Below are 23,839 nucleotides of genomic sequence, written 5' to 3'. Positions count from 1 at the left end.
GGCGCTGCAACGGCTTGAGGAGGGCTTGCCCTCCTTTCCAGCAAGTTCCTGCAAAACTAAACTTAGATTGTCAACTTACCACTTTCTGCTGAGCTTGAATGTGACGGTGCGGGCATCGCCGTAACCGCAGACGGTCAGGCCGCCGCAGCCCTTGACATATTCCTTGTCGAAAAGGTTGGTGACGTTGAGGGCGGCGCCCCAGTTTTCCCGCTCGTATCGGATCGCCGCGTCGACGAGGGTCGCGGCGGGAACCTTCTCGGTATTCGCCTCATCGGCCCACGACCAACCCTGATGGCGCACGCCAGCGCCGAAGCTCATGCCCTCGAAGGCGCCCGTCGTCAGCGTATAGTCGACCCAGAGAGAGGCGGTCACCTTTGGGATGAGATAAGGCGAATTGCCGACGAGCGCCGGATTGGCCTCGTTCTCCGTTACTTCCATGTCCGTATAGGCAAGCGATGCGAGAATCTTCCAGTTCTCGTTGATGTTGACCTTGCCTTCGAGTTCGGCGCCGCGCGAAACGACCTCGCCAAGCTGGCTCTGGGCGAAGGTCGCCGGATTGGTGACCGTATTGTTGCGTTTGGTGATGTGAAAGAATGACGCAGTCAGCGAACCGTCGACGAAGGTGGGCTCATATTTGATGCCGCCTTCGAACTGCTCTCCCTCCTCCGGCTCCATCGCGCCCGATACACCGGTGCCGATCAGCGGATTGAAGAAAGTCGCGGCGCTGACATAGGGCGTCAGGCCGTTATCGAACTCGTAGGCAAGGCCGATACGGCCGCTGACAGCGCTGTCGTTCGATGTATAGCTCGTGCCGACGACTGCGTCGGCATCGGTGTCGACATAGTCGTATCGGCCGTTCAGCGTCAACAGCCAGCCGTCACCGAAGTGGATCTGATCCTGCGCATATATGCCGAGTTGCTTCTGCGTGACGACCTGATCGATGGCGACGTCATTTGTCGGCTGAATGGCGCCGTAAATCGGATCGGTGGCGCTGATCGGCGTCGCGGTTGTCGGCCATGTCGGCCATTTCTGAACATGGTCGAGGCGGTAATATTTGTAGTCGAGGCCGACAAGCATGCTGTGCGTGGCGCCGCCGAGTTCCGCTTCTCCTTCAAGCCGATTGTCGATACCGAAGGAATCGACGGCTGAGCGGCCTTCGAAGCCGATGCGGGCCAACTGATAGTCAGGGCCTGTCGGTATGCCGCCGACCCAGCCGTTCAGATAGGGGCCGATTTCATGCTTATCGAGGTGACCGTAGCGCAAGTTCTGCGAGAAGTTGATGCCATTGTCGAATTCATGCTCGAATTCGTAGCCGATCATCTTCTGCACATAGCTGCCGTCATCGATGCCGGGCTCGCCATAGAAGGCGTCGCGGTCGATCTTGCCGAAAGGCGCGTCCTCGACGGTGCCGACATAGGGGAAGAAGCCATTGCCCGTATGCACCTGATCGAGTCCGGCTAGATAACCCCAGGCGGTGAAGCTCGTGCTGTCATCCGGCGAAATGGTGAGCTGCGGCATGATGAAGCCGCGGAAGTCCTCGGAAAAGTCCGAATAATTATCGCCGCCTGCGATCTTGCCGGTGATGCGATAGCTCATCGTTCCGCTGGAACCGACCTTGTCGGAGACGTCGAAGCCGGTGAAGGCATTGCCGTTGCTGTTGATGCCGATGTCCGTATAGAAGAGCGGCTCGTCGAGCGGGCGCTTGCGGACGAGATTGACGATGCCGCCGGGGTTGGCTCCGCCGTAGAGTACGGAGGCCGGACCCTTCAGCACCTCGACGCGCTCCAGCATGAAAGGATCGAGCTGAAAGCCGCCGAAGCCGTAGCTGAAGAGCGTCAGATTATCGAAGAAGACGCCGGTCTGCGTCGCGTTGAAGCCGCGAATGTAGAACCAATCCGTATCGCCGTCGCCGCCATAGGGCTGCGCGGTCACCCCGGGCGTATAAAGCAGCACTTCGTCGATCTTATTGGTGATGCCACGGTCATCCATTTCGTCGGTGCCGATGACGGAGACGGATTGCGGGATTTCGTTGAGGGGGGTGTCGCTCTTCGAGCCGGTGGAGGAGTTCTTGGCGACATACCCCTTAACCGGGCTGGTCGCTGTATCGCTGCCGCCCTGAATGACGATCGGCGCGAGCTCGGTCGACGTCGCATCCTGCGCCGCGGCGGAGCCTGCTATCAGGCCGGCGATCGCCACGCCTGCCAATAGATTTGCCTTGAAAATGGGACCCCTGGTCTGCCCATGCATGTCTTCTATACCCCACTCGCGCCGCGGCAATGACGCGCGGCGAAGAACCTTGAATAAGATGAGTGCTTAACTCAGTTTTAACGGAACGGCTTGTCTCGATCGGGGAAAATTGAACGTTTTTGGGCAATTCTCCGTAGTGTAAAGAATTGCTCAGTGAGCGTTGCTGTCAGGCAAGTTGAGCCTTCTTCCAGCTCGCCGGGGTGGTGCCGACATGTTTGCGAAAGACGCGGGTAAAATGCGCCTGATCGGCAAAGCCGGTTTCGGCGGCGATCGCCGTCAATGCATAGTCGCTCTCGACAAGCAGGCGCTTGGCCCTAGCGAGTCTGGCATTGGTCTGCCACTGGTGAGGCGCGATTCCGGTCGAGGCCTTGAAGGCATGGCTGAAATGCGATTGCGACAGCCCGGTCAGGCCGGCGAGCTCTTCGAGGCGGATATTGCGCAGGCAATTTTCCTCGATGAAGTCTGTGGCGCGGCGAAGCTGCCAAGAGGCCAACTTGCTGCGCTTGCGCGGAACGGCTTTGGAAAGCTTCAGCACGTCGATGATCAAAGCCAGAGCCATGCCGTCGCCATAGAGATCGTGCAGCGGCTCCGGATTGAGGCATTCGGCAGCGACCAGCTGCGCCAGCGCCAGCACTCGCTCATCGGAAAAAAGAAGCCGTGGGCTTTCCAGGCGGCGCGGATCGATCTTCTCCGTCAGCCTGCGGCTGATGGTGTCGGCGTCGAAATGAAGGTCCAGGTGGCGCACCGCGTGCACGTCGGTCAGATCGGCCCAGACTTCCATGCCGGCCGGTACATAGGAGATCGGCCGTTTTTCCGTGTCCTGAACAGCGCCTTCCACCCTTGGCGACAGCTTGATGCGCGAATTGCCCGGCCCTCGCTTATCGAGCATGATGAAGAGCCGCGGATCCCGCGAGACATAATAGCCGCCGGCATAAGAGGCGCATTCGACGTCCCAAACATCGGCGACGATGCCGTTCCACAGGCGGCGATGCACGCCGCCAATAACGGAAAAGCCCTGGATCTTGTTCTGCATCCGTGGTTGAAACGTCATTCTCATTTCCCCTCCGACCACGCGCCGGAAGTAAACCTTCTTGAAAATATCAAGTTTATTACATCAGTCGGAAGCGCGTGACAACGTTCAATCCGGCAGCAGAGCCAAGATGAAAGCCGGCCTTGAGATCAGACTTTTACGACCGAAAAGCGTAGCCTGTTCTCGGCGAGAAGGATGTCGACTTCGCCCGGCTCGCTCAGTTCGATCGCGCCGCTCAAAGTGCCTGTCGTGATCAGGGCACCCGCCTTCAACGATGTTTGAGGCCGCAGCCCATCATTGGCGTATTCAACGAGCCAGGTAAGAACGTCGCCTTTCGGATGCTGCGCCGGGCCATCATAGATCGTGCGGCCGGCATGGGTGACCTTAAGCGGTGAGCCGGCGGCGGTGTCGACGGCGCTATTGTCCAGCTTCGGGCCGAGCACGTAGCCGCTGTTGCCGAGGCGGTCGGCGAGGAACAGCAGAAAGGAAACGCTGCCGCTTTCCTTGATCGCGCTCACCAACAATTCGGCGCCGAGATGGACGGTTGAGATCGCCTCGGTCACCTCCGCGCGGCTGTAAGGGCTGTCCGAGCGGACCGGCAGGTCCTTGCCGAGGCGCACCGCGATTTCTGTCTCGAACTTCAGCCCCGGATACCACGGGAGATCAGCGCCTGAGATGGCTTCGACATAGGGATGCAGCGGAGCTGTGACGGCCTGGCCCTGCGGCGATACCGTCACCTTCCACGCATTGCCGGACACGCCATCGGCCGCGGCCAGCAAATTCTGCGCCTCCATCGCCTGTTGAAGATCCCCCGGCAATGCGAAGGTGCTTGTTGCCTCCTGCCGGACGGCTTGGTGGAGGCTGTGAAGCCTGGCGGCCAGGGCACCCGGGTCGAATATCTCTGCCATGCTGTTCTCCTCGAATGATTTTCGAGGTGCACAGTAACGGCGAGGCCGGAGCGAACAAGTGCCGTTTCGGGAAAAGCCCCTATTCCATTGCCTTGTACCAAAGACCGCGATAGCCTCTCAGGCCGGGGATATCGATCGGTGCAAAGTGCCTCTGCGCACCGGGCACCGGCCGGATGCCGGCAAGCAGTGCGGCACCCTGGCTGGTCCCGGTTGTGCCGGGGAGGGCCATGACCTCGCGGCCCGCAAGCCCGGCAAGGAGTTTCAGATAGGGCTCGTTCAGCGCAAAAGGCCCTTCGACGACAATAGGGCCCTTGGCGCCGATCAATCCGAGGCAAGCATCCGTCATCAGCGCCAGATAGAGGCAGGCTGCGGCATGGCGCGCCTCCCGGCCTGCTCCTTCCATGCCGATCCAACGGCATGACTTTCCCGGAAAGGGTCCGGAGCCCGGGGCGACGTTGGGCAGCAGCATCATATCCTTGCTAAGCACCGCACCGATGGCTGCCCATGCGGCTTCGTCGTCCACCGGACCGATCTCGGCGGAAAGAATCTCGAATTCCCGCCCGCCCATGAAACGCGATGAGGGAACGGCGCGGCCATAGGCGTCGACATTGGCAAGCGTGTCGCGGCTCGGATCAAGATGATCGAGATCGCCGCCGACGCCGAAATTGATCACCCAGGTGCCTGTGGAGACGACGGCGAAGGGCGCCTCGCGACGGACCAGATGCGGCAGCAGCGATGCGTTGGAATCGTGGATGCCGCAATAAACCGGCACGGGCGCGGAAAGGCCGAGCCCGGCGGCGATTGCGGGCAGAACAGGGCCGAGCGCATCGAAGGCTGAGCGGATCGGCGCCATCTGCGCGCGGATGCCGAGCCGGTCGACGAGCGAAGAGTAGGTGCCGCTTTTCGGGTTCCAGAGATCGGTATGGCAGCCGAGCGACGTCAGTTCATTGGCGGCCACGCCGGTCAATCGCGCCGCCCAATATTGGGCATAGGTGAGAACGGTCTCGACCGCGGCAAACTGCTCCGGAAAGACGCTCTTCTGATAGTGCAGCTGCGCGCCGAGATTGAGGCCCATCGGCAGGCGCGGCGAGAAGGTTTCCGCGAAGGAGGGGCGCAACGCCGTATACGCATCGCGGATTGCCTCCGGATATTCGTGCTCGTAATCGATCACGGGCATGGCGAGCGCGCCATTCCGGTCGAGCAGTGCGGCTGCGGCGCCATGCGTCGTGATCGAAATGGCGTCGAAGCCGGGGTCCCGCGCCAGGCTCTTCAGCGCATCGAGAGCGAAGGCCCAGAGCGCCTCTATGTCGTAATGCGGATAGGGGCCGGTTTTAACCGCAATGTTCGGCCGCTTCAGAACTGCGGCTTCGGCGCCGGTTCCGCTGTCGAGGACGACGACTTTGGCATTGGTCTTGCCGATGTCGAGAACGGCGATGCGGCCGAAGGAACTGGCGGTCATGGCATATGAAAGACGGTGACGAGGTCACTCTGAACTGGCGAATTATCCGGATTGGTGGCCATGATGTCGGCCATATAGGCCCACCATTTCTTCATCACCGGATGCTCCGGCAGGCTCGCCATCGTGTGGTCATTCGGCCGCGTCAGAACGCCGAAGAGCGTATTGGTCTCGCGGTCGAGATGGATGGAATAGTCGCTGGCGCCCGACTGGTGCAGGAGATCGACCAGTTCCGGCCAGATCTCGTCGTGGCGCTTGCGATATTCGGCTTCCATGCCGGGATTGAGCTGCATCTTGAAGGCGTGTTTTTCCAGGGTCATCGGGAGCTCATGAGCTTGATGCGGCGGGCCATAATCGGGATGGCAATGGTGATGATGAGAAGCAGGCCGATGAAGATCGACATGACGATGCCCGGCACGTTCAAGAGACCGAGTCCGAAGGTGACGAGGCCCATGACGAAGGCGGCGATGACGACGCCGCCGATGGTGCCGGAGCCGCCGAGGATCGAGATGCCGCCGAGAACGACCATGGTGACAACTTCGAGTTCCCAGCCTTGGGCGATCGAAGGCCGGGTCGAGCCGAGGCGAGAGGTCAGGCAGACGGCGGCAATGCCGCTCATGACGCCGGTCAGCAGGAAGAGAATGAATTTGACGCGCTCGACCGGGATGCCGGAGAAGCGGGCGGCGAAATCATTATTGCCGATCGCATAGACCTGACGGCCGAAATTCGTCGCATGCAGCAGGATGGCGAAAAGGATCGCCAGCACGATGAAGAGTACAAATTCGAACGAGAACACCCAGACGACATAACCCTGACCGAAATAGGCGAAGTCGGCGGGATATTTGCCGTAAGCCTGGTCGCCGAGCACGATGTAGGAAATGCCGCGGAACAGGCTCATCGTGCCAATGGTGACGACGATCGACGGCAGCTTCAGCACCGATACCAGCAGACCGTTGAAGATGCCGCAGGCAAGGCCGGTGCCGATGCCGATCAGCACCAGGCCCGGCGCACCGATGCCGGCCTGCGCCGCCGCGCCCATCGCCGTCGAGGCAAGCGCGATGATGGCGGCGACCGAAAGGTCGATCTCGCCTGATATGACGAGCAGCGCCATGGCGAAGGCGATCATCGCCTTTTCGGTGAAGTTGAAGGTGGCGTCCGACAGGTTCCAGGCATCGAGGAAATAGGGCGAGGCCAGGGAGTTGAAGATGAAGATCAGGACCGCGACACCGAAGAGCAGCACTTCCCAACTTGCGACGATGCGGCGGAAGGGCGTGCCGAGGCGGTCGGGAATGACGCGCTTTTCGCGCTTGGACAGGGTGCTCATGCTGCGGCCTCCGTTCTGATTTCGGCTGCGGCGCGGTCGCGCAGGATGATGCGCCCCCGGTTGCGCTCACGCCGGGCGTTGAAGGCGACGGCGAGAATGATGACGGTTCCGGAGATCGCCATCTGCGTAAAGGGTGAAATGCCGATCACCGGCAAAGCGTTCTTGATGACGCCGAGGAAGAGCGCGCCGAGCACCGTGCCGGCGACCGAGCCGACGCCGCCGGCAATAGAAATGCCGCCGATGACGCAGGCCGCGACGCTGTCGAGCTCGAAGCCGTTGGCGATATCGACATAGGCGACGGCGTAACGCGATACCCAGAGATAGCTGGAAAGGCCGGCAAGAGCGCCCGACAGCACGAAAGCAAGGAATTTCGTGCGGCCGGTATCGATGCCCGCATAGACGGCAGCCGTCGGATTGCCGCCGGTCGCATAGGCCGAGCGGCCGAACTGGCTGTAGCGCAGCAGCATGTACATCAGCGCGACGATGATAATCGCAACCCAGCTCAGCACCGGAAGGCCGAGGATAGGCGTGCGGGGGACGGAGAGGAAGGTCGGCGTCATCTGGTGGGCGTTCACCCAGGCGCCGCCCGACAGCACGAAAGCCATGCCGCGATAGATGGTGAGTGTGCCGAGGGTGACGACGATCGGCGGGATTTCAAGGCGCCAGACGAGGAAACCGTTGATGCTGCCGAGAGCCGCGCCGATCAGGACCGCGGCAAGGATTAGCACGATCAATGGCAGGCCCGGAAATGCGGCATTCATCATCGCAATCGCCATGCCGGTAAAGGCAAGGTTGGCGGCCACCGAAAGATCGATCGATTTCGTCAGAATGACCGTCATCTGGGCAAGCGCCAGAATGATGAGGATCGCCGTGTCGTTGAAGATGCCGGCGAGATTGTCCGGCGTGGCGAAATCGGCGGCCCGCGTCGAGAAGACGGCAATCATCACGACGATGATGGCAAAGAGCAGGGTTTCACGCTTTCTGATCAGTCTGGCCATGCCCATCACCTCATGCATTTCCGGTCGCCGCGCGCACCAGCGCTTCCGGCGAAAGCTGATCGCGCTCGAACAGCCCGGCCGACAGGCCTTCCTTCATGACCAGCACACGGTCCGACATGCCGATGATCTCAGGCAGTTCGGAAGAGATCATGATGATAGAAAGGCCCTCTGCGGCAAGCTCGCTGATGAAGCCATGCACGGCGGCCTTCGAGCCGATGTCGATGCCCTTGGTCGGCTCATCGAGGATAATGACCTTGGGCATGGTGGCGAGCCACTTGCCGATGACCACCTTCTGCTGGTTGCCGCCCGACAGCGTGCCGACCGGCACGGAGAGCGCGGCGGCGCGCAGATCCAGCCGCTCGGCATATTTGCGGGCGAGCGCGAATTCTTCCGCTGCCTGCAGAAAGCCCTTGCGCGAGGTGCGCGCCAGCGACGGCAACGTCATGTTCTGATAGATCGGCATCGGCAGCGCCAGGCCGTGGCGGCCGCGTTCTTCCGGCACGTAGACGATGCCGGCCTTAATGGCATCATGCGGCGAATGGATCGAAATTTCCCGGCCCTCAAGCGTCAACCTGCCGGAGAGCGGCTTGGTGATGCCGAACAGCGATTGCGCGAGCTCCGAACGTCCGGCGCCGATCAGGCCGTAAATGCCGAGGATCTCGCCCTTGCGCAGCGTCAGCGAGATATCGCGGAATTCGGTGCGGTGGCTGTATTTTTCGACTTCAAGCACCGGGCCGCCGATGGCGACCTCGATCTTCGGAAAGACGTTCTCGACGTCGCGGCCGACCATCATGCGGACGATCTCGTCCTGCGGCGTTTCCTTGAGCTTGCCCCGACCGACGGCGCGGCCGTCACGGAAGACGACGAAATCGTCGGCGATTTCGTAAAGCTCATCGAACTTGTGGCTGATGAAGAGGATCGCCTTTCCCTGTTCCTTCAGCCCTCGGACGATGCGGAAGAGATCGTCGATCTCCTTGCGGGAAAGGGCGGCCGTCGGCTCGTCCATGATGACGATGCGGGCTTCTATCGACAAAGCGCGCGCAATCGCCACCAAATGGCGCTGCGCGATCGACAGGTCCTTCAGCCGGATGGTGGGATCGATATTGCTTTCGAGCGCGGTCAGCAACGCCTTCGAGCGGCTGTTCATCGTCTGCCAGTCGATGGTGCGAAAGCGCGTGCGCGGCGCGTGGCCGAGGAAAATGTTCTCGGCGACCGTCAGCTCGTCGAAAAGTACGGTTTCCTGGTGGATGGCGGTAACTCCGGCATCGATGGCGGCCTGGGCGCTGGCAAAGCTCGTCGGCTGACCATCGACGAGGATCTCGCCTTCGTTCGGTCTGTAGATACCGGTCAGGATCTTGACCAGGGTGGATTTGCCGGCGCCGTTTTCGCCGATCAGCGCCGTCACCGTGCCCGGGTGAAGCGCGATGCTGACATTGTCGAGCGCCTTCACCCCGGGAAAGATCTGCGAGATGCCGCGCATTTCCAGAATGGCGGGCGCATCGCCGGTATTGCTGTCCGTGATGGGTTGTTGAAAGGCGGCGTTCATCAGATTTCTACCAGTGTCGAATGGGAATCCCGGCGGCCGCGCAGCCGCCGGGCTCTTTTTGTGCTCCAGATCAGAAGACCTTGGAGAACTGGTCGATGTTCGAGGCATTATAGACGAAGGGATCGGCCATGGCGGCTTCGCCGTTTTCGCCGACCTTGATCTTACCCATGCGGCCGGCTTCGATTTCGCTGCCCGGCTTGCCATCGGTTTCGCCCTTGACGAGGCGATAGGCGATCTGGGTTGCGGAGTAACCGAGGTCGATGGGGTTCCAGATGGCGAATTCCTTCGTGGCGCCCGACTTGATCGCGCCGGCCATTTCCGACGGCAGGCCGAGACCGGTGACGTAGACCTTGCCGACAAGGCCCTTGTCCTCGACGACCTTGGAGGCGGCCAGAACGCCGACGGTCGTCGGAGCGACGATGACCTTGACGTTCGGGTTCGACTTCAGCAAGCCTTCGGCTTCGCGATAGGACTTATCGGAGAGGTCGTCGCCGTAGACCGTGGTGACGAGGTTGAGGCCCGGAAAGTCTTTGAGCTGCTTCTTCATCTGGTCGATCCAGATGTTCTGGTTGGTCGAGGTTGTGGTCGCCGAAAGGATGGCGAAGTCGCCCTTGCCGCCTTCGAGGTGATTCTTGGCGAGCGTCAGGCACATCTTGCCGATCAGCTCGTTGGAGGACGGGTTGAGCTGCAGGATGCGGCCTTCGGGTGCCACGCCGGAGTCCCAGGAGATCACCTTGATGCCGCGCTGGGTGGCCTTCTTCAGGGCCGGAACGAGCGCGTCGGGATCGTTGGCCGAAACGGCGATGGCATCAACCCCCTGGGCGATCAGCGAGTTGATGACTTCGATCTGGCCTTCGGCCGTCGTAGACGTCGGACCGGTATAGATCACCTCCACGCCGCCGAGTTCCTTGGCGGCTTCCTGTGCGCCCTTGTTGGCGGCGTCGAAGAAGCCGTTGCCGAGCGACTTGACGACGAGGCCGATCTTGATGTCCTTGGCGCTTGCGGTGCCGGCCATCATGGCGACCGCGAGCGCTACGCCGAGCGCAAGTGTCTTTGCGAGTTTCATGTCACTTTCCTCCCGTTAAGATTAGACTTCCACACCTCGGCGGCGCCTCAGGCGACCGACGAGGAATCCTCCTTCACAAGCTGGGCCACCGGGCTGGCGACGATGAGCCGGACGCCGGCATTCTCGACCATGCGAGCCGCCTCTTCCGAGATGCCGTCATCGGTGATGACCACAGAAACGCGGTCGAGCGCGCAGAGAATGAGGCTCGACCGGCGATTGAATTTGCTTGAATCGACCATGACCACCAGTTCGTCGGCCTGGTGCATCAGCTTCTGCTCGCTCTGGATTATGAGGGCATCCGCCTCCATGATGCCGAGCGGGCCGACGCCCTGCGCACCGATGAACATGCGTCGCGCATAAAAGTTGCGGATCGCATCATTGTCGAAAGGCGACAGGATGAGACTCTGCTCGCGATAGATCGCGCCGCCGGGCACCGTCACCGTATTCTTCGAATGCTTCACCAGATGTTCGGCGATGGCGAAAGAATTGGTCATGACCTGCATGCGATGGCCGGCCATATAATGCACCATCTGGAAGGTCGTCGTGCCGCCATTGATGATGATGGCGTCGCCGGCCTCGCAGAGATCGACCGCGGCGCGCGCAATTGCACGCTTTTTATCGATATTGACCGATTCTGAAACCCGGAAGGGTCGGCCAGCCAGGTTGCCGAGCTGCGGCGGATGCACCGCTTCGGCGCCGCCGCGGACGCGGCGGATCTTGCCCTGCACGTGAAGAGCCGCAATATCACGCCGGATTGTCGCCTCGGAAGCTTCCGTCAGCTCGGAAATATCCTGGATCGTGACGACGGACTTTTCCTGAACGGCGCTTAAGATGATGCGATGACGTTCGCGTTCGTGCATTGGGCTCCTCCTCTTGTCATATTTATTTCTTATCCATTAAAAGCTGTCAATCACAAACGATCATAAATTTTCATATTGCGCTGCACAATAATCGAATTTGATCGTTTTCGATTGACAAACTCCGTTTTGATGAGCGATACCGGTCGACGAAAAGGGCGCGAACCCTCGCGACCCGATGACGATTTCATGGGAGGATGACATGGCGGCGAACGTCCGGCTTCTGGAAAACCGGTGGGATGATGGTTACGCGGCAGGCCTCGACGAACCGGGCAAGCTGCTCTATCGCTCCAATCTGCTCGGCGCCGACAAGCGCATCACCAATTACGGCGGCGGCAACACTTCGGCCAAGGTGATGGAAACCGATCCGCTGACCGGCGAGAAAGTTAAGGTTCTCTGGGTCAAGGGCTCGGGCGGCGATGTCGGCACCATCAGTCTCGACGGTTTCGCGACGCTCTACCAGGACAAGCTGGAAGCGCTGAAGGGCATCTACAAGGGCGTCGCGGACGAGGACCGCATGGTCGGTTTCCTGCCGCACTGCACCTTCAACCTGAACGCTCGCGCCGCCTCGATCGACACGCCGCTGCACGGTTTCGTGCCTTTCACCCATGTCGACCACATGCATCCCGATGCGATCATCGCGATCGCCGCGTCGGAGAATTCCCGGGAACTGACGAAACGGATCTTCGGCGACGAGATCGGCTGGCTGCCATGGCGCCGTCCGGGCTTCCAGCTCGGCCTCGATCTGGAAGCCTTCGTTAAGGCCAACCCCAACGCCAAGGGCGTCGTGCTCGAAAGTCACGGCCTCTTCACCTGGGCAAACGACGCCAAGGCTTGCTACGAGCTGACGCTCGATATCATCAATAAGGCGATCGAATGGTTCGCCGGCCAGACCGAGGGCAAGACGATTTTCGGCGGCGCGGCCGTTCAGAGCCTGCCGGTTGCCGAACGCCGCGCCATCGCCGCCCGGCTGATGCCCGAGATTCGCGGCCGTATCGGCAAGCAGGAGCGCAAACTTGGCCATTTCGACGATCAGGATGCGGTTCTGGACTTCGTCAATTCGAAGAGCTTGCGCCCGCTCGGCGCGCTCGGCACCAGCTGCCCGGACCACTTCCTGCGCACCAAGATCCGTCCGCTGATCGTCGAATTCGATCCCGCCAAGCCGGATGTCGATGCGATCGTTGCCGGTCTCGACAAGGCGCTGGAAGATTACCGCGCCGACTACGCCCGCTATTATAACGACTGCAAGCATGACAATTCGCCCGCCATGCGCGACGCCAATCCCGTCATCTTCCTTGTTCCCGGCGTCGGCATGCTGTCCTTTGCCCGCGACAAGGCGACTGCCCGTATCGCCAGCGAATTCTACGTCAATGCCATCAACGTCATGCGCGGCGCCTCGACGGTCTCGGAATATCAGGGCCTGCCGGAGCAGGAAGCCTTCGATATCGAATATTGGCTGCTCGAAGAGGCCAAGCTGCAGCGCATGCCAAAGCCGAAGAGCCTTGCCGGCAAGGTCGCCTTCGTCACCGGTGGCGCCGGCGGCATCGGCCGGGCGACGGCCGCGCGCCTGGTCGGGGAAGGCGCTTGCGTGGTGCTTGCCGATATCGATCAGGCAGCGCTTGAATCGACCGAATCCGAATTCGTGAAGAAGTACGGCGCGGACGCCGTGCGCACGGTGAAGCTCGACGTCACCAAGGAGGATGCCGTTATCGCTTCCTTTGCCGAATCCTGCGTCGAATTCGGCGGCGTCGATATCCTCGTCTCGAATGCAGGTATTGCCTCCTCGGCGCCGATCGAAACGACCGAGCTGTCGACGTGGAACCGCAACATCGACATTCTGGCGACCGGTTATTTCCTAGTCTCGCGTGAAGCTTTCCGCCTGTTCCGTCGTCAGGCGCTCGGCGGCAACGTCGTCTTCATCGCATCGAAGAACGGTCTCGCCGCGTCACCGAACGCTTCCGCCTATTGCACGGCGAAGGCCGCAGAAATCCATCTCGCCCGTTGCCTGGCGCTGGAAGGAGCCGATGTCGGCATCCGTGTCAACACGGTCAACCCGGATGCCGTTCTGCGCGGTTCCAAGATATGGAGCGGCGAGTGGCGCGAACAGCGTGCGGCCTCCTCGAAGATCGAGGTCGACGAGCTGGAGGAACATTACCGCAAGCGGTCGATGCTGAAGCTCAACGTGTTCCCGGAAGATATTGCCGAGGCGGTATATTTCCTGGCGTCTGATCTTTCGGCCAAATCGACCGGCAATATCATCAATGTCGATGCCGGCAATGTCCAGAGCTTCACGCGCTAGAGCAGTTCAGCAATAGTGCAGCGGTTTGCGTCAAAGCAAACGGGCAGCTACTTCCTCAGGATCACCCATATTGCGTGGATGATCCCAGGCACATAGCCGCAAAGCGTCAGCAATATGTTGAGCCAGAAATGCAGGCCGATCCCGACCTGCAGAAATACGCCAAGGGGCGGCAGGATGATCGCAAGAAGAATGCGGACGACGTCCATCGTAGCTCCTGAGTTTTGAAGACATGTAAGGGTTAGAACGCAGACCACCGTTCTATGGTTCGCGACGTGGGAGGAAACAATGGCTGAATTCAGGATTGCGCCGGATCTGGTGGCGACGGAAAATGAAAAACGGACAGCGGCGCTGAAAGCCGATTACGAAGCACTGGGTGCGACGCTTGCGCGCCGCGGCGTCGATATCGAAACTGTCACCGGCAAGGTGGCTGAGTTCTTCGTCGCGGTTCCTTCCTGGGGCGTGGGGACTGGAGGCACGCGCTTTGCCCGCTTTCCCGGCACCGGAGAACCGCGCGGCATCTTCGACAAGCTCGACGATTGCGCCGTCATCAATCAGTTGACCCAGGCAACGCCGAATGTCTCTCTGCATATTCCCTGGGACAAGGCGGATGCACGAGAGTTGAAGGCCAAGGGCGATGCGCTCGGCCTCGGCTTCGACGCAATGAATTCGAACACCTTTTCCGACGCGCCGGGCCAGGCCCATTCCTACAAATACGGCTCGCTCAGTCACACCGATGCGGCAACCAGGGCACAGGCGGTCGAGCACAATCTCGAATGCATCGAGATCGGCAAGACGATCGGCTCCAAGGCGCTGACGGTCTGGATCGGCGACGGTTCGAACTTCCCCGGCCAGAGCAATTTCACCAAGGCGTTCGAGCGTTACCTCGCCTCGATGGCTGACATTTACAAAGCCTTGCCCGACGATTGGAAGCTCTTCTCCGAGCACAAGATGTATGAGCCGGCCTTCTATTCGACGATCGTTCAGGATTGGGGCACCAATTACCTGATCGCCCAGACGCTTGGCCCGAAGGCATATTGCCTCGTCGATCTCGGCCACCATGCGCCGAATACCAATATTGAGATGATCGTTGCCCGCCTGATCCAATTCGGCAAGCTCGGCGGTTTCCACTTCAACGATTCGAAATATGGCGACGACGATCTAGATGCCGGCGTGATCGATCCCTACCGGCTGTTCCTCGTCTTCAACGAGCTGGTCGATGCCGAGCAGCGCGGTGTCAACGACTTCAACCCGGCCCATATGATCGACCAGTCGCACAATGTCACCGACCCGATCGAGAGCCTGATCAATAGCTCCAACGAAATCCGCCGCGCCTATGCGCAGGCGCTCCTCGTCGACCGTAAGGCGCTCGAGGGTTACCAGCACGACAATGACGCGCTGATGGCGTCGGAAACGCTGAAGCGCGCCTATCGCGCCGATGTGGAGCCAATCCTTGCCGAAGCGCGCCGCCGGGCCGGCGGCGCAATCGACCCGATCGCCGCCTATCGCGCCAGCGGCTACCGCAAGAAGGTGTCGGACGAGCGTCCGGCGTCGGTTGCCGGTGGCGGCGGCATCATCTGAGCTGCCCGCCCGGGTGAAAGCATTGCTGACGGCAGCGCTGGCTAAAGCGCTGCCGGCTACCGAACTCTACGGTTTCCAGGCGCCGGCAATCTGGCGGGTGGCGATGTTCAGCCGGTTCCACACATTGATATTCGCGATGGCGATGACGAGAGCTGCAAGGCTCCGGCCGTCATAATGCCGGGTCGCCTCGTCCCAGATTTCGTCAGGCACGGGGTCGGCGCGGTCGCTGGCGCGAGTCACCGCCTCGGTCAAGGCGAGGGCTGCCCGCTCGGCATCGCTATAGTAGGGGGCATCGCGCCAGCCAGCGATGGCAAAGAGACGCTCATCGCTCTCGCCGTGTTTGCGGGCAATGCGCCAATGGCCATCGATGCAGACGCTGCAGCCGTTGATCTGGCTGGCGCGCAGATTGACGAGCTCGAGCAGCTTTGGCGAAAGGCCTGCTTCGGCCGGTACCTTGCCGAGTGCATTGAGCGCCTGCATGGCCGCGGGAAGGACAAGGGCGGGATTTCCCATTCTCTCCTGCATGATATGTCTCCTTGATGCGTTTCGTGTTCGACGATCCGCCGGCCCTGTCACACCGGCCGGATTTCATTCGTCATGGCCTTGACGCAACCCAGCGGAGGAATGTGACAAGTGGACGAGAAAAGATGGCTGGCGGACGAATTCGAGGCGAACCGGTCGCATTTGAGGGCGGCGGCCTACCGTATGCTCGGTTCGCGCAGCGAGGCGGAGGATGCCGTTCAGGAGGCATGGCTGCGCCTCAACCGCACCGACACGACAGGGATCGACAATCTCGGAGGCTGGCTCACGACCGTGGTGGCGCGCATCTGCCTCGACATGCTGCGCGCCCGCAAGAGCCGGCGCGAGGAGCCGCTGGAAATGCCTGTGCACGCGGCGATTGTCGATCCCGCCAAGGACCCGGAGCGGGAAGCCGCCTTTGCCGATTCGGTCGGTCTGGCGCTGCTCGTCGTGCTGCAAACTCTGGCGCCTGCCGAGCGCGTCGCCTTCGTGCTGCACGACATGTTCGATCTGCCCTTCGACGAGATCGCTCCGATCATCGGCCGTTCGTCCGCCGCCACCCGGCAGCTCGCAAGCCGCGCCCGCCGCCGCGTGCAGGGCACGGGCGAAGCGCCGGAGGTAGACCTCGGCCGCAAGCGGACGATCGCGGAGGCCTTTCTGACGGCGTCGCGCAACGGCGATCTGGGGGCGCTGGTTGCGGTGCTCGCCCCAGACGTCGTCTTCCGGCCGGATGCGACGGCTGCCCGATACGGCATCGGCGCAATACGCGGCGCGACCGCCGTGGCCGAAGCCTTCAAGGGCCGGGCGCAGGCGGCTCAAATGGCCATCGTCGAGGGTGAGCTCGGCTTTGTCGTGCTCGTCGGAGGCCAAGTTCGCGTGGCGGTGTCGCTGACGATCGAAGAGGGCCGGATTGCCGCAATCGACGCCGTCGCCGATCCGGATCACCTGGAACAGATCGAATTTTCGGTCCTTGACGACTGAGTGGGCGCCGATCTTCGAAACTAAGCTATTGCGAAGCGAGCGCCGGTTGCCGGCTGCTGATCGGCAAGCCGGTGTCACACTCCTTGACAGCGAGGCTGCTGCCTTTATTCTATTATAAAGCTTTATCTATCACAGTTGTGGAATTGACCAATTGTAGGGTGAGGCTCCATCCACGGCCTCCCTATCACCTTCCATGATAACCTGCAGACAGGTTCCCGCGTCTTCGAAAGGATAGCATCACATGTCCGGCGAACAGGCGAAGAAGCCGCTTCTCCTCACCAACGTCAGGCCGATCGCTTTCGGCGTCGGTTCAGGCGAGGGGCCGATCGACATTCTCGTCGATCCCGATGGCAGGATCGCCGAGATCGGTCCGTCAATTGTGGTCTCCGAGGAGGCAACACGCATCGACGGCAAGGGTGCTTTCGTCTCGCCGGGCTGGATCGACCTGCACGTGCATATCTGGCATGGCGGCACCGATATCTCCATCCGCCCCTCCGAATGCGGTCTCGAGCGCGGCGTCACCACTCTGGTCGATGCCGGTTCGGCCGGCGAGGCGAATTTCCACGGCTTCCGCGAATATATCATCGAGCCCTCGCGCGAGCGTATCAAGGCCTTCCTGAACCTCGGCTCGATCGGTCTCGTCGCCTGCAACCGCGTCGCCGAACTCAGGGATATAAGGGATATCGATCTCGACAGAATCCTTGAGGTCTATGCCGAAAACAGCGAGCACATCGTCGGCATCAAGGTACGCGCCAGCCACGTCATCACCGGCTCCTGGGGCGTCACTCCTGTCAAACTCGGCAAGAAGATCGCCAAGATCCTGAAGGTGCCGATGATGGTGCATGTCGGCGAACCGCCGGCGCTTTATGACGAAGTGCTCGAAATTCTCGGCCCCGGCGACGTCGTCACCCACTGCTTCAACGGCAAGGCCGGCTCGAGCATCATGGAGGACGAGGATCTCTTCAATCTCGCCGAGCGCTGCGCGTCGGAAGGCATCCGCCTCGACATCGGCCATGGCGGCGCTTCCTTCTCCTTCAAGGTCGCCGAAGCGGCGATCGCGCGCGGGCTTCTGCCGTTCTCGATCTCGACGGACCTGCACGGACATTCGATGAACTTTCCGGTCTGGGATCTGGCGACGACGATGTCGAAGCTGCTGAGCGTCGGCATGCCCTTCGAAAAGGTCGTGGAAGCCGTCACCCACGCGCCAGCCTCCATCATCAAGCTGCCGATGGAGGGCCGGCTTTCCGTCGGCGCGCAAGCCGAGTTTACCATTTTCGACCTCGTCGACTCCGAGCTCGAAGCGACGGATTCCAATGGCGACATCTCCGTCCTTAGCAAGCTGTTCGAACCGCGCTATGCTGTAATGGGTGCCGAGGCCTTCGCCGCCAGCCGTTATGTGCCGCGGGCGCGCAAGCTTGTGCGTCACAGCCACGGCTATTCCTACAGATAGATCGGGCTAACGGCAGGCGTCATCGGTTGCGCCAGCCCATCAGTTTTTCGATCCGCTCCGCCGAACTGCGCACATGCGCCGTATAGTGGTTTTCGTCGGAAAACGCCTTCTGCTCCGGCAGCACGATCGAAATCGTGGCGACGCACTGACCGTCGCGATCGCAGATCGGCGAGGCGATGCAGGCGACCGCATAGTCGGATTCGCCTGCCTGGATCGACAGGCGCGACTCGAAGGCCTTGCCGGCTGCTTCCGAGAGGGTGCGCGGATCGATCTCGGCGCGGCCGGTCGGCGACGAGCGGGCACAGCGCTTGAAAAGCTCGATGCGCTCTTCCTCGGGCAGGTGGCCGACGAGCAGGCGGCCCGACGCCGTCCAGTTGAGCGGCACCCGGGTGCCGACGCGAGAGGCCACCTGGAAGTGGCTCGGGCCATCGGCCATGGCAAGCACCAGCATGTAATCGCCGTCGCGGCCGCAAACCTGCACGGTTTCGCCTGCCTGCCGACAGAGGTCATGCATTTCGTGGGTGGCGATGCTCATGAAATCCAGCGACCGGGCATAGGCAAGGCCGTAATGGTAGAGCCGGGCGCCAAGCCAGATCGAGCCGTCCGCCTGGCGTGTCAGCATATTCTTTTCGACGAGGTCGTCGACGATGACGTAGACGGTCGAAAGCGGCGCCTTCACCGCCTTGGCGATGGCATAGACGCCGGCGGGCGATCCCGTCTCGTAGAGATGATCGATCACCTGAAGGGCGCGGTCGATGCCGCTGACGCGCGCGCGGCGCGCGCCCTTGCCGCCGACCTCGCCGGCAAGGCTGTCATCTTCGGAGTAAACTGCGGGCGATGTCTTTCCGTCCAATTCCATGCACCTCATGAACACTGCGACCATATTACATTATTATGGGACAGCGGGCGCTGTGGCAAATCCCAACATTTTGTAGGTGGCTGCATGGAATCTGGCTGGAACAACGAGCCGCAGCCTGAGTTTGTCCCTCAACTCAGGAGGCTACGATGACGAATTATCCAACACCCCCTTTCCCATCCCAGAAACAGCCGATGCCTGGCTTCACGGCGCAAATGGATCCGGTTCCCGATCACGGCGAGAAAAGCTACCGCGGATCCGAGCGGCTCAAGGGCAAGCGGGCGATCATTACCGGCGGCGATAGCGGCATCGGCCGGGCTGTGGCGATCGCCTATGCCCGGGAAGGCGCCGATCTGTTGATCTCCTATCTCGACGAGGATGAGGATGCCGACGAGACGAAGCGGCTCGTCGAACAGGCCGGCCGCAAGGCCGTGCTCGTCAGCGGCGATATTCAGGATCCCGCCCATTGCCGGCAGATCGTCGAGACGGCGGTCAAGGAGCTCGGTGGCATCGACATTCTCGTCAACAACGCCGCGCATCAGGCAAGCTTCAAGAGCATCGATGAGATCAGCGACGAGGAATGGGAACTGACCTTCAAGGTCAATATCCACGCCATGTTCTATCTCACCAAGGCTGCCGTCGCCCATATGAAGCCCGGCAGCGCCATCATCAATACGGCCTCGATCAATTCGGACAATCCGAACCCGACGCTGCTTGCCTATGCAACGACGAAGGGCGCGATTCAGAATTTCACCGCCGGTCTGGCCCAGCTTCTGGCCGAAAAGGGCATTCGCGCCAATGCCGTGGCCCCAGGCCCCATCTGGACGCCGCTCATCCCCTCGACGCTTCCCGAAGACAGCGTCAGCAATTTCGGCAAGCAGGTGCCGATGAAACGGCCAGGCCAGCCGGCCGAGCTGGCCACAGCCTATGTCATGCTGGCCGATCCCTTGTCGAGCTATGTCTCCGGCACGACAATCGCGGTCACAGGCGGCAAGCCGATCCTTTAGTGAATGTCGCCCGGAATTGGCGGTTCCGGGACAAAGGCATGCATGAAAACAAGGAGCTGAAGCGCGTAATCACGTTCTGGTAGGATGGGCGCTTCAGTGAGGCTTGCCGTAGCCACCGCCGGTCGGCGTCGTGATGATCACGGCGTCGCCGGCGGCGAGCATTGCCTGGTCGCAGCCTTCCAGCCTTTCGAGCTTACCGTCTGCTCGGCGGATCTCGGTTTTCCCCAATTGTCCGTCTTCCCCTCCGGAGAGGCCGAAAGGCCGGATCGTTCGGTGTGAGGAGAGAATGCTGCAATCCATCATTTCCCGAAAGCGGATGGTTCGCTCGGTCCCGCCGCCGGAGCTGTATTGTCCTCTGCCACCGGAGCCGCGGCGGATGTGAAAATCTTCCAGCACGACGGGAAATCGGAATTCCAGCACCTCGGGATCGGTCAGCCGCGAATTGGTCATGTGGGTATGCACGCCGTCGACGCCGCTGAAGCCGGTGCCGTCGTTGAGCAGGCCGGCGGGGCCGCCGGAGCAGATCGTTTCGTAATATTGATAAACAGTGTTGCCGAAGGTCAGGTTGTTCATCGAGCCCTGGGCCGCCGCGAGCGTCCCGAGCGCCCCGAACAGCGCATTCGTCACATGCTGGCTCGTCTCGACATTGCCGGCGACGACGGCGGCCGGATAGGCCGGGCGCAGCATCGAACCGTCCGGCACGATGATCCGGATCGGCCGCAGGCAGCCGGCATTCATTGGAATCGGCTGCTCGACCATGACGCGGAAGACGTAGAGCACGGCGGCGCGCGTCACCGGTTCCGGTGCATTGAAATTGGTCGGTTGCTGAGCGCTCGTGCCGGTGAAATCGACCGTCGCCTCGCGCGCCGTCCTGTCGACGGTGATCTTCACCTTGATGACGGCACCCTGGTCGGTGCGATAGGTGAATTCGCTGTCGCTCAAGCGGGCGATCACCCGGCGAACGCTTTCCTCGGCATTGTCCTGGACATGGCCCATATAGGCTTCGACGACGTCGAGCCCGAAATGGGCGACCATCTTGCGCAATTCCTGAACGCCCTTTTCGTTGGCGGCGATCTGCGCCTTCACGTCGGCGAGGTTCTGGGCGGGATTGCGGGCGGGATAGGGATGGTCTCTGAGCATCGCCGCGAATTCGGCTTCGCGGAAACGCCCCTTGTCGACCAGCAGGAAATTATCGATCAGCACGCCCTCCTCGTCGACGACAGTCGCCCGCGGCGTCATCGAACCCGGCGCCTTGCCGCCGATATCGGCATGATGGCCGCGCGAGGCGACGTAAAAGAGGATGGTCTCTCCCGCATCGTCGAATACTGGCGTGACGACGGTGATGTCGGGCAGATGCGTACCGCCATTATAGGGCGCGTTTAGCGCGAAAACGTCGCCCGGACGAATGCGGCCTTCATTGAGGCGGATGATCGTTTCGACCGAGCGGTCCATGGAGCCGAGATGCACCGGCATATGCGGCGCATTGGCGACTAGTGCGCCGGTGCGGTCGAAAACCGCGCAGGAGAAGTCGAGCCGCTCCTTGATATTGACCGAATGGGCGGTGTTCTGCAGCGTCACGCCCATCTGCTCGGCGATCGCCATGAACAGGTTGTTGAAGACTTCGAGCATGACGGGGTCGGCGCTGGTCCCGATCGCGGCATTTCGGGAAAGTGCGGTCTCACGGGTGAGAACGATGTGGTCGTGGCCGGTAAGGCGTGCGTGCCAGCCGGCCTCGACGACGATGGTCTGATGCGCTTCGATGATGAGGGCAGGCCCCTTGACGACGGCGCCCGGCTTCAGCGCATCACGCGTAAAAATGCCGGCCTCGTGCCAGGTTCCGCCGGAATAGAAGCGGGTCGTGCGAAGCGCTTCCGGCGCGAAGATCGCCGCCTGTGAGTCTGCCTCCTCGATATCGGCGCCGCCGCCGATGCCTTCGACTTCGATGGAATCGACAACGACAGGCCGGTCGTCGAAGGTGAAGCCGAACTGCTTCTTATGGGCGACGGCAAAGGCTTGCGCCATCTCCTCCTGCGGCCCAAAGGCGACGGGCAGGGCCGTGTCGGTGCCCTTATATTGCAGGTGCAGGCGGGTGACGACTTCCATGTCGCCAGCTTCGACGCCCTGCAGCATCAACTCTCCGCGCACCTCTTCCTCCAACTCGGTCCTGATGCCGCCAATCGCCGTCAAGGCCGTTGAGAGTTCCGTCAACACCGCGCGCTGGCGTGTGGCGCGGATATCGGCGAGCCCCATGCCGTAGGCCGAGAGGATGCCGGAGAAGGGATGGATCAGCACCGTCTTCATGCCGAGGCTGTCGGCGACGAGGCAGGCGTGCTGGCCGCCGGCGCCGCCGAAGCAGGTGAGCGCATAGTCCGAGACGTCATAGCCGCGCTGGACGGAGATCTTCTTGATGGCATTGGCCATGTTCTCGACGGCGATGGCGAGGAAGCCGTCGGCGACCTCTTCAGCCGTCCGTCCGCCGCCGATATGCTGCGCCATCTCGGCAAAGGCGGAACGCACCGCTTCGGCATCGAGCGGCTCGTCCTGCTCCGGCCCGAAGATCTCGGGGAAGAATTCCGGCAACAGCTTGCCGGTCATGATGTTGGCGTCGGTGACGGCCAGCGGTCCGCCGCGGCGATAGGATTTCGGGCCGGGCGAGGCGCCGGCCGATTCCGGGCCGACGCGGAAGCGTGACCCATCATAGCTCAGGATCGAGCCGCCGCCGGCTGCTACGGTGTGGATCTTCATCATCGGCGCACGCATGCGCACGCCGGCGACTTCGGTCTCGAAAGCGCGTTCCAGCTCTCCGTCATAATGCGAAACGTCCGTCGAGGTGCCGCCCATGTCGAAGCCGATCATCCTTTCGAAACCGGCGATGCGCGAGACCTCGACCGCGCCGACCACTCCGCCCGCGGGGCCTGAAAGGATTGCATCCTTCCCCTGGAAAAGATGCGCATCGGTCAGCCCGCCCGAAGACTGCATGAACATCAGCTTCGGACCTTTTCCTTCGACGGCGCCGAGTTCTGCGGCGACCTGATCGACATAGCGCCGGAGAACCGGGGACAGATAGGCATCGACGACGGCGGTGTCGCCGCGGCCAACCAGCTTGATCAGCGGCGAGACGACGTGCGAGGGCGAGACCTGCGTGAAACCGATCTCGCGCGCAATGGCGGCTGCCTGCTGCTCGTGCCGGGGATAGCGGTAGGCGTGCATGAAAACGATGGCGACGGCGCGCAGCCCCTGCTCATAGGCTGCTTCCAGTTCGCGTCGCAGATCGTCCTCCGAGAGGGGGCGTTCTATCGTGCCATCCGCCAGAACGCGCTCGTCGGCCTCGATGACATCGGCATAGAGCAGTTCGGGTTTAATAATTTTCTTGGCGAAAATATCGGTGCGGGCCTGGTAGCCGATCTCCAGGGCATCGCGGAAACCTTTCGTGGTCACCAGCAGGGTGGGGTCGCCCTTGCGTTCCAGCAGGGCGTTGGTGGCGACCGTCGTTCCCATCTTCACGGCGCCGACAAGATCGGAGGGGATCTGCTGACCGGGCTTAAGGCCGAGCAATTCGCGGATGCCGTGCACCGCCGGGTCGCGATAGGCTTCCGGATTTTCCGAAAGCAGCTTGTGGGCGACAAGCGAACCGTCGGGACGACGGGCGACGATGTCGGTGAAAGTACCGCCGCGATCGATCCAGAAATCCCACTGTCTGCTCATCTTCCAACCTCC

The 23,839-nt window shown here is 61.6% G+C and carries 19 protein-coding genes; 5 read left to right on the top strand and 14 right to left on the bottom strand.

Translation table 11 applies throughout. From position 1 onward, the window contains the following. Positions 1–75: 75 nt before the first annotated feature. From FFR93_RS28880 to FFR93_RS28835, 10 genes are all read right to left on the bottom strand, one after another. Complete coding sequence (locus FFR93_RS28880; RefSeq protein WP_138395671.1) at positions 76–2,247, bottom strand: TonB-dependent siderophore receptor; 2,172 nt, start codon at positions 2,245–2,247, stop codon at positions 76–78. 166 nt (positions 2,248–2,413) lie between these two features. Next, on the bottom strand, positions 2,414–3,298 hold the full coding sequence (locus FFR93_RS28875; RefSeq protein WP_138395670.1) for an AraC family transcriptional regulator: 885 nt from the start codon (positions 3,296–3,298) through the stop codon (positions 2,414–2,416). Between the two features lie 128 nt (positions 3,299–3,426). Next, entirely contained in the window at positions 3,427–4,185 is a 759-nt protein-coding gene (locus tag FFR93_RS28870) for a fumarylacetoacetate hydrolase family protein (protein ID WP_138395669.1), read from the bottom strand. A 79-nt stretch (positions 4,186–4,264) separates the two neighbouring features. Beyond that, positions 4,265–5,644, bottom strand: coding sequence for an FGGY-family carbohydrate kinase (locus FFR93_RS28865; RefSeq protein ID WP_138395668.1), 1,380 nt, complete (start codon positions 5,642–5,644; stop codon positions 4,265–4,267). Beyond that, complete coding sequence (gene rhaM / locus FFR93_RS28860; RefSeq protein ID WP_064707157.1) at positions 5,641–5,961, bottom strand: L-rhamnose mutarotase; 321 nt, start codon at positions 5,959–5,961, stop codon at positions 5,641–5,643. Before rhaM ends, FFR93_RS28865 begins: the two co-directional genes overlap by 4 nt. After that, positions 5,958–6,965, bottom strand: a complete 1,008-nt coding sequence (locus tag FFR93_RS28855; RefSeq protein WP_138395667.1) for an ABC transporter permease — start codon at positions 6,963–6,965, stop codon at positions 5,958–5,960. Before FFR93_RS28855 ends, rhaM begins: the two co-directional genes overlap by 4 nt. After that, positions 6,962–7,963 (bottom strand): ABC transporter permease, encoded by a 1,002-nt coding sequence (locus FFR93_RS28850; protein WP_064707462.1) that lies wholly within the window; start codon positions 7,961–7,963, stop codon positions 6,962–6,964. Before FFR93_RS28850 ends, FFR93_RS28855 begins: the two co-directional genes overlap by 4 nt. A 10-nt stretch (positions 7,964–7,973) precedes the next feature. After that, positions 7,974–9,509, bottom strand: a complete 1,536-nt coding sequence (locus FFR93_RS28845; protein ID WP_138395666.1) for a sugar ABC transporter ATP-binding protein — start codon at positions 9,507–9,509, stop codon at positions 7,974–7,976. A gap of 70 nt (positions 9,510–9,579) precedes the next feature. Beyond that, a complete protein-coding gene (rhaS, locus tag FFR93_RS28840) occupies positions 9,580–10,575 on the bottom strand; it encodes a rhamnose ABC transporter substrate-binding protein (RefSeq protein WP_064707154.1) in 996 nt (331 codons plus the stop codon). A gap of 47 nt (positions 10,576–10,622) precedes the next feature. Further along, complete coding sequence (locus FFR93_RS28835; protein ID WP_097588436.1) at positions 10,623–11,435, bottom strand: DeoR/GlpR family DNA-binding transcription regulator; 813 nt, start codon at positions 11,433–11,435, stop codon at positions 10,623–10,625. 199 nt (positions 11,436–11,634) lie between these two features. Between FFR93_RS28835 and FFR93_RS28830 the strand changes: the two genes are divergently transcribed. Further along, on the top strand, positions 11,635–13,731 hold the full coding sequence (locus tag FFR93_RS28830; protein ID WP_138395665.1) for a bifunctional rhamnulose-1-phosphate aldolase/short-chain dehydrogenase: 2,097 nt from the start codon (positions 11,635–11,637) through the stop codon (positions 13,729–13,731). Between the two features lie 47 nt (positions 13,732–13,778). Here the strand turns inward: FFR93_RS28830 and FFR93_RS28825 are convergent, their stop codons facing one another. Then, positions 13,779–13,937, bottom strand: a complete 159-nt coding sequence (locus tag FFR93_RS28825; RefSeq protein WP_003547831.1) for a YqaE/Pmp3 family membrane protein — start codon at positions 13,935–13,937, stop codon at positions 13,779–13,781. Between the two features lie 79 nt (positions 13,938–14,016). Between FFR93_RS28825 and rhaI the strand changes: the two genes are divergently transcribed. Next, positions 14,017–15,309: an L-rhamnose catabolism isomerase gene (gene rhaI / locus FFR93_RS28820; RefSeq protein ID WP_138395664.1), complete on the top strand. Its 1,293-nt coding sequence runs from the start codon at positions 14,017–14,019 to the stop codon at positions 15,307–15,309. Positions 15,310–15,375: 66 nt separating this feature from the next. Here the strand turns inward: rhaI and FFR93_RS28815 are convergent, their stop codons facing one another. Next, positions 15,376–15,834, bottom strand: coding sequence for a carboxymuconolactone decarboxylase family protein (locus FFR93_RS28815; protein ID WP_138395663.1), 459 nt, complete (start codon positions 15,832–15,834; stop codon positions 15,376–15,378). A gap of 108 nt (positions 15,835–15,942) precedes the next feature. On the opposite strand from FFR93_RS28815, the gene FFR93_RS28810 reads away from it, so the two are divergent. Then, positions 15,943–16,809 carry a sigma-70 family RNA polymerase sigma factor gene (locus FFR93_RS28810; RefSeq protein ID WP_138395662.1) on the top strand — a complete coding sequence of 289 codons (867 nt, stop codon included), beginning with the start codon at positions 15,943–15,945 and terminating at the stop codon, positions 16,807–16,809. Between the two features lie 241 nt (positions 16,810–17,050). Beyond that, entirely contained in the window at positions 17,051–18,259 is a 1,209-nt protein-coding gene (locus FFR93_RS28805) for an amidohydrolase/deacetylase family metallohydrolase (RefSeq protein ID WP_138395661.1), read from the top strand. A gap of 19 nt (positions 18,260–18,278) precedes the next feature. Here FFR93_RS28805 and FFR93_RS28800 read toward each other — a convergent pair whose 3' ends face one another. Next, positions 18,279–19,118 (bottom strand): IclR family transcriptional regulator, encoded by an 840-nt coding sequence (locus FFR93_RS28800; RefSeq protein ID WP_138395660.1) that lies wholly within the window; start codon positions 19,116–19,118, stop codon positions 18,279–18,281. Positions 19,119–19,264: 146 nt separating this feature from the next. On the opposite strand from FFR93_RS28800, the gene FFR93_RS28795 reads away from it, so the two are divergent. After that, positions 19,265–20,122: an SDR family oxidoreductase gene (locus FFR93_RS28795; protein ID WP_064707146.1), complete on the top strand. Its 858-nt coding sequence runs from the start codon at positions 19,265–19,267 to the stop codon at positions 20,120–20,122. A 93-nt stretch (positions 20,123–20,215) separates the two neighbouring features. Here the strand turns inward: FFR93_RS28795 and FFR93_RS28790 are convergent, their stop codons facing one another. Then, the gene (locus FFR93_RS28790; RefSeq protein WP_138395659.1) at positions 20,216–23,827 is read right to left on the bottom strand and encodes a hydantoinase B/oxoprolinase family protein; all 3,612 of its coding nucleotides are present in this window, start codon (positions 23,825–23,827) and stop codon (positions 20,216–20,218) included. Positions 23,828–23,839: the final 12 nt, after the last annotated feature.

Source organism: Rhizobium sp. MHM7A, from assembly GCF_005862215.1.
Lineage (GTDB): Bacteria > Pseudomonadota > Alphaproteobacteria > Rhizobiales > Rhizobiaceae > Rhizobium > Rhizobium bangladeshense.
This window is presented reverse-complemented; position numbering and strand designations above follow the sequence as displayed.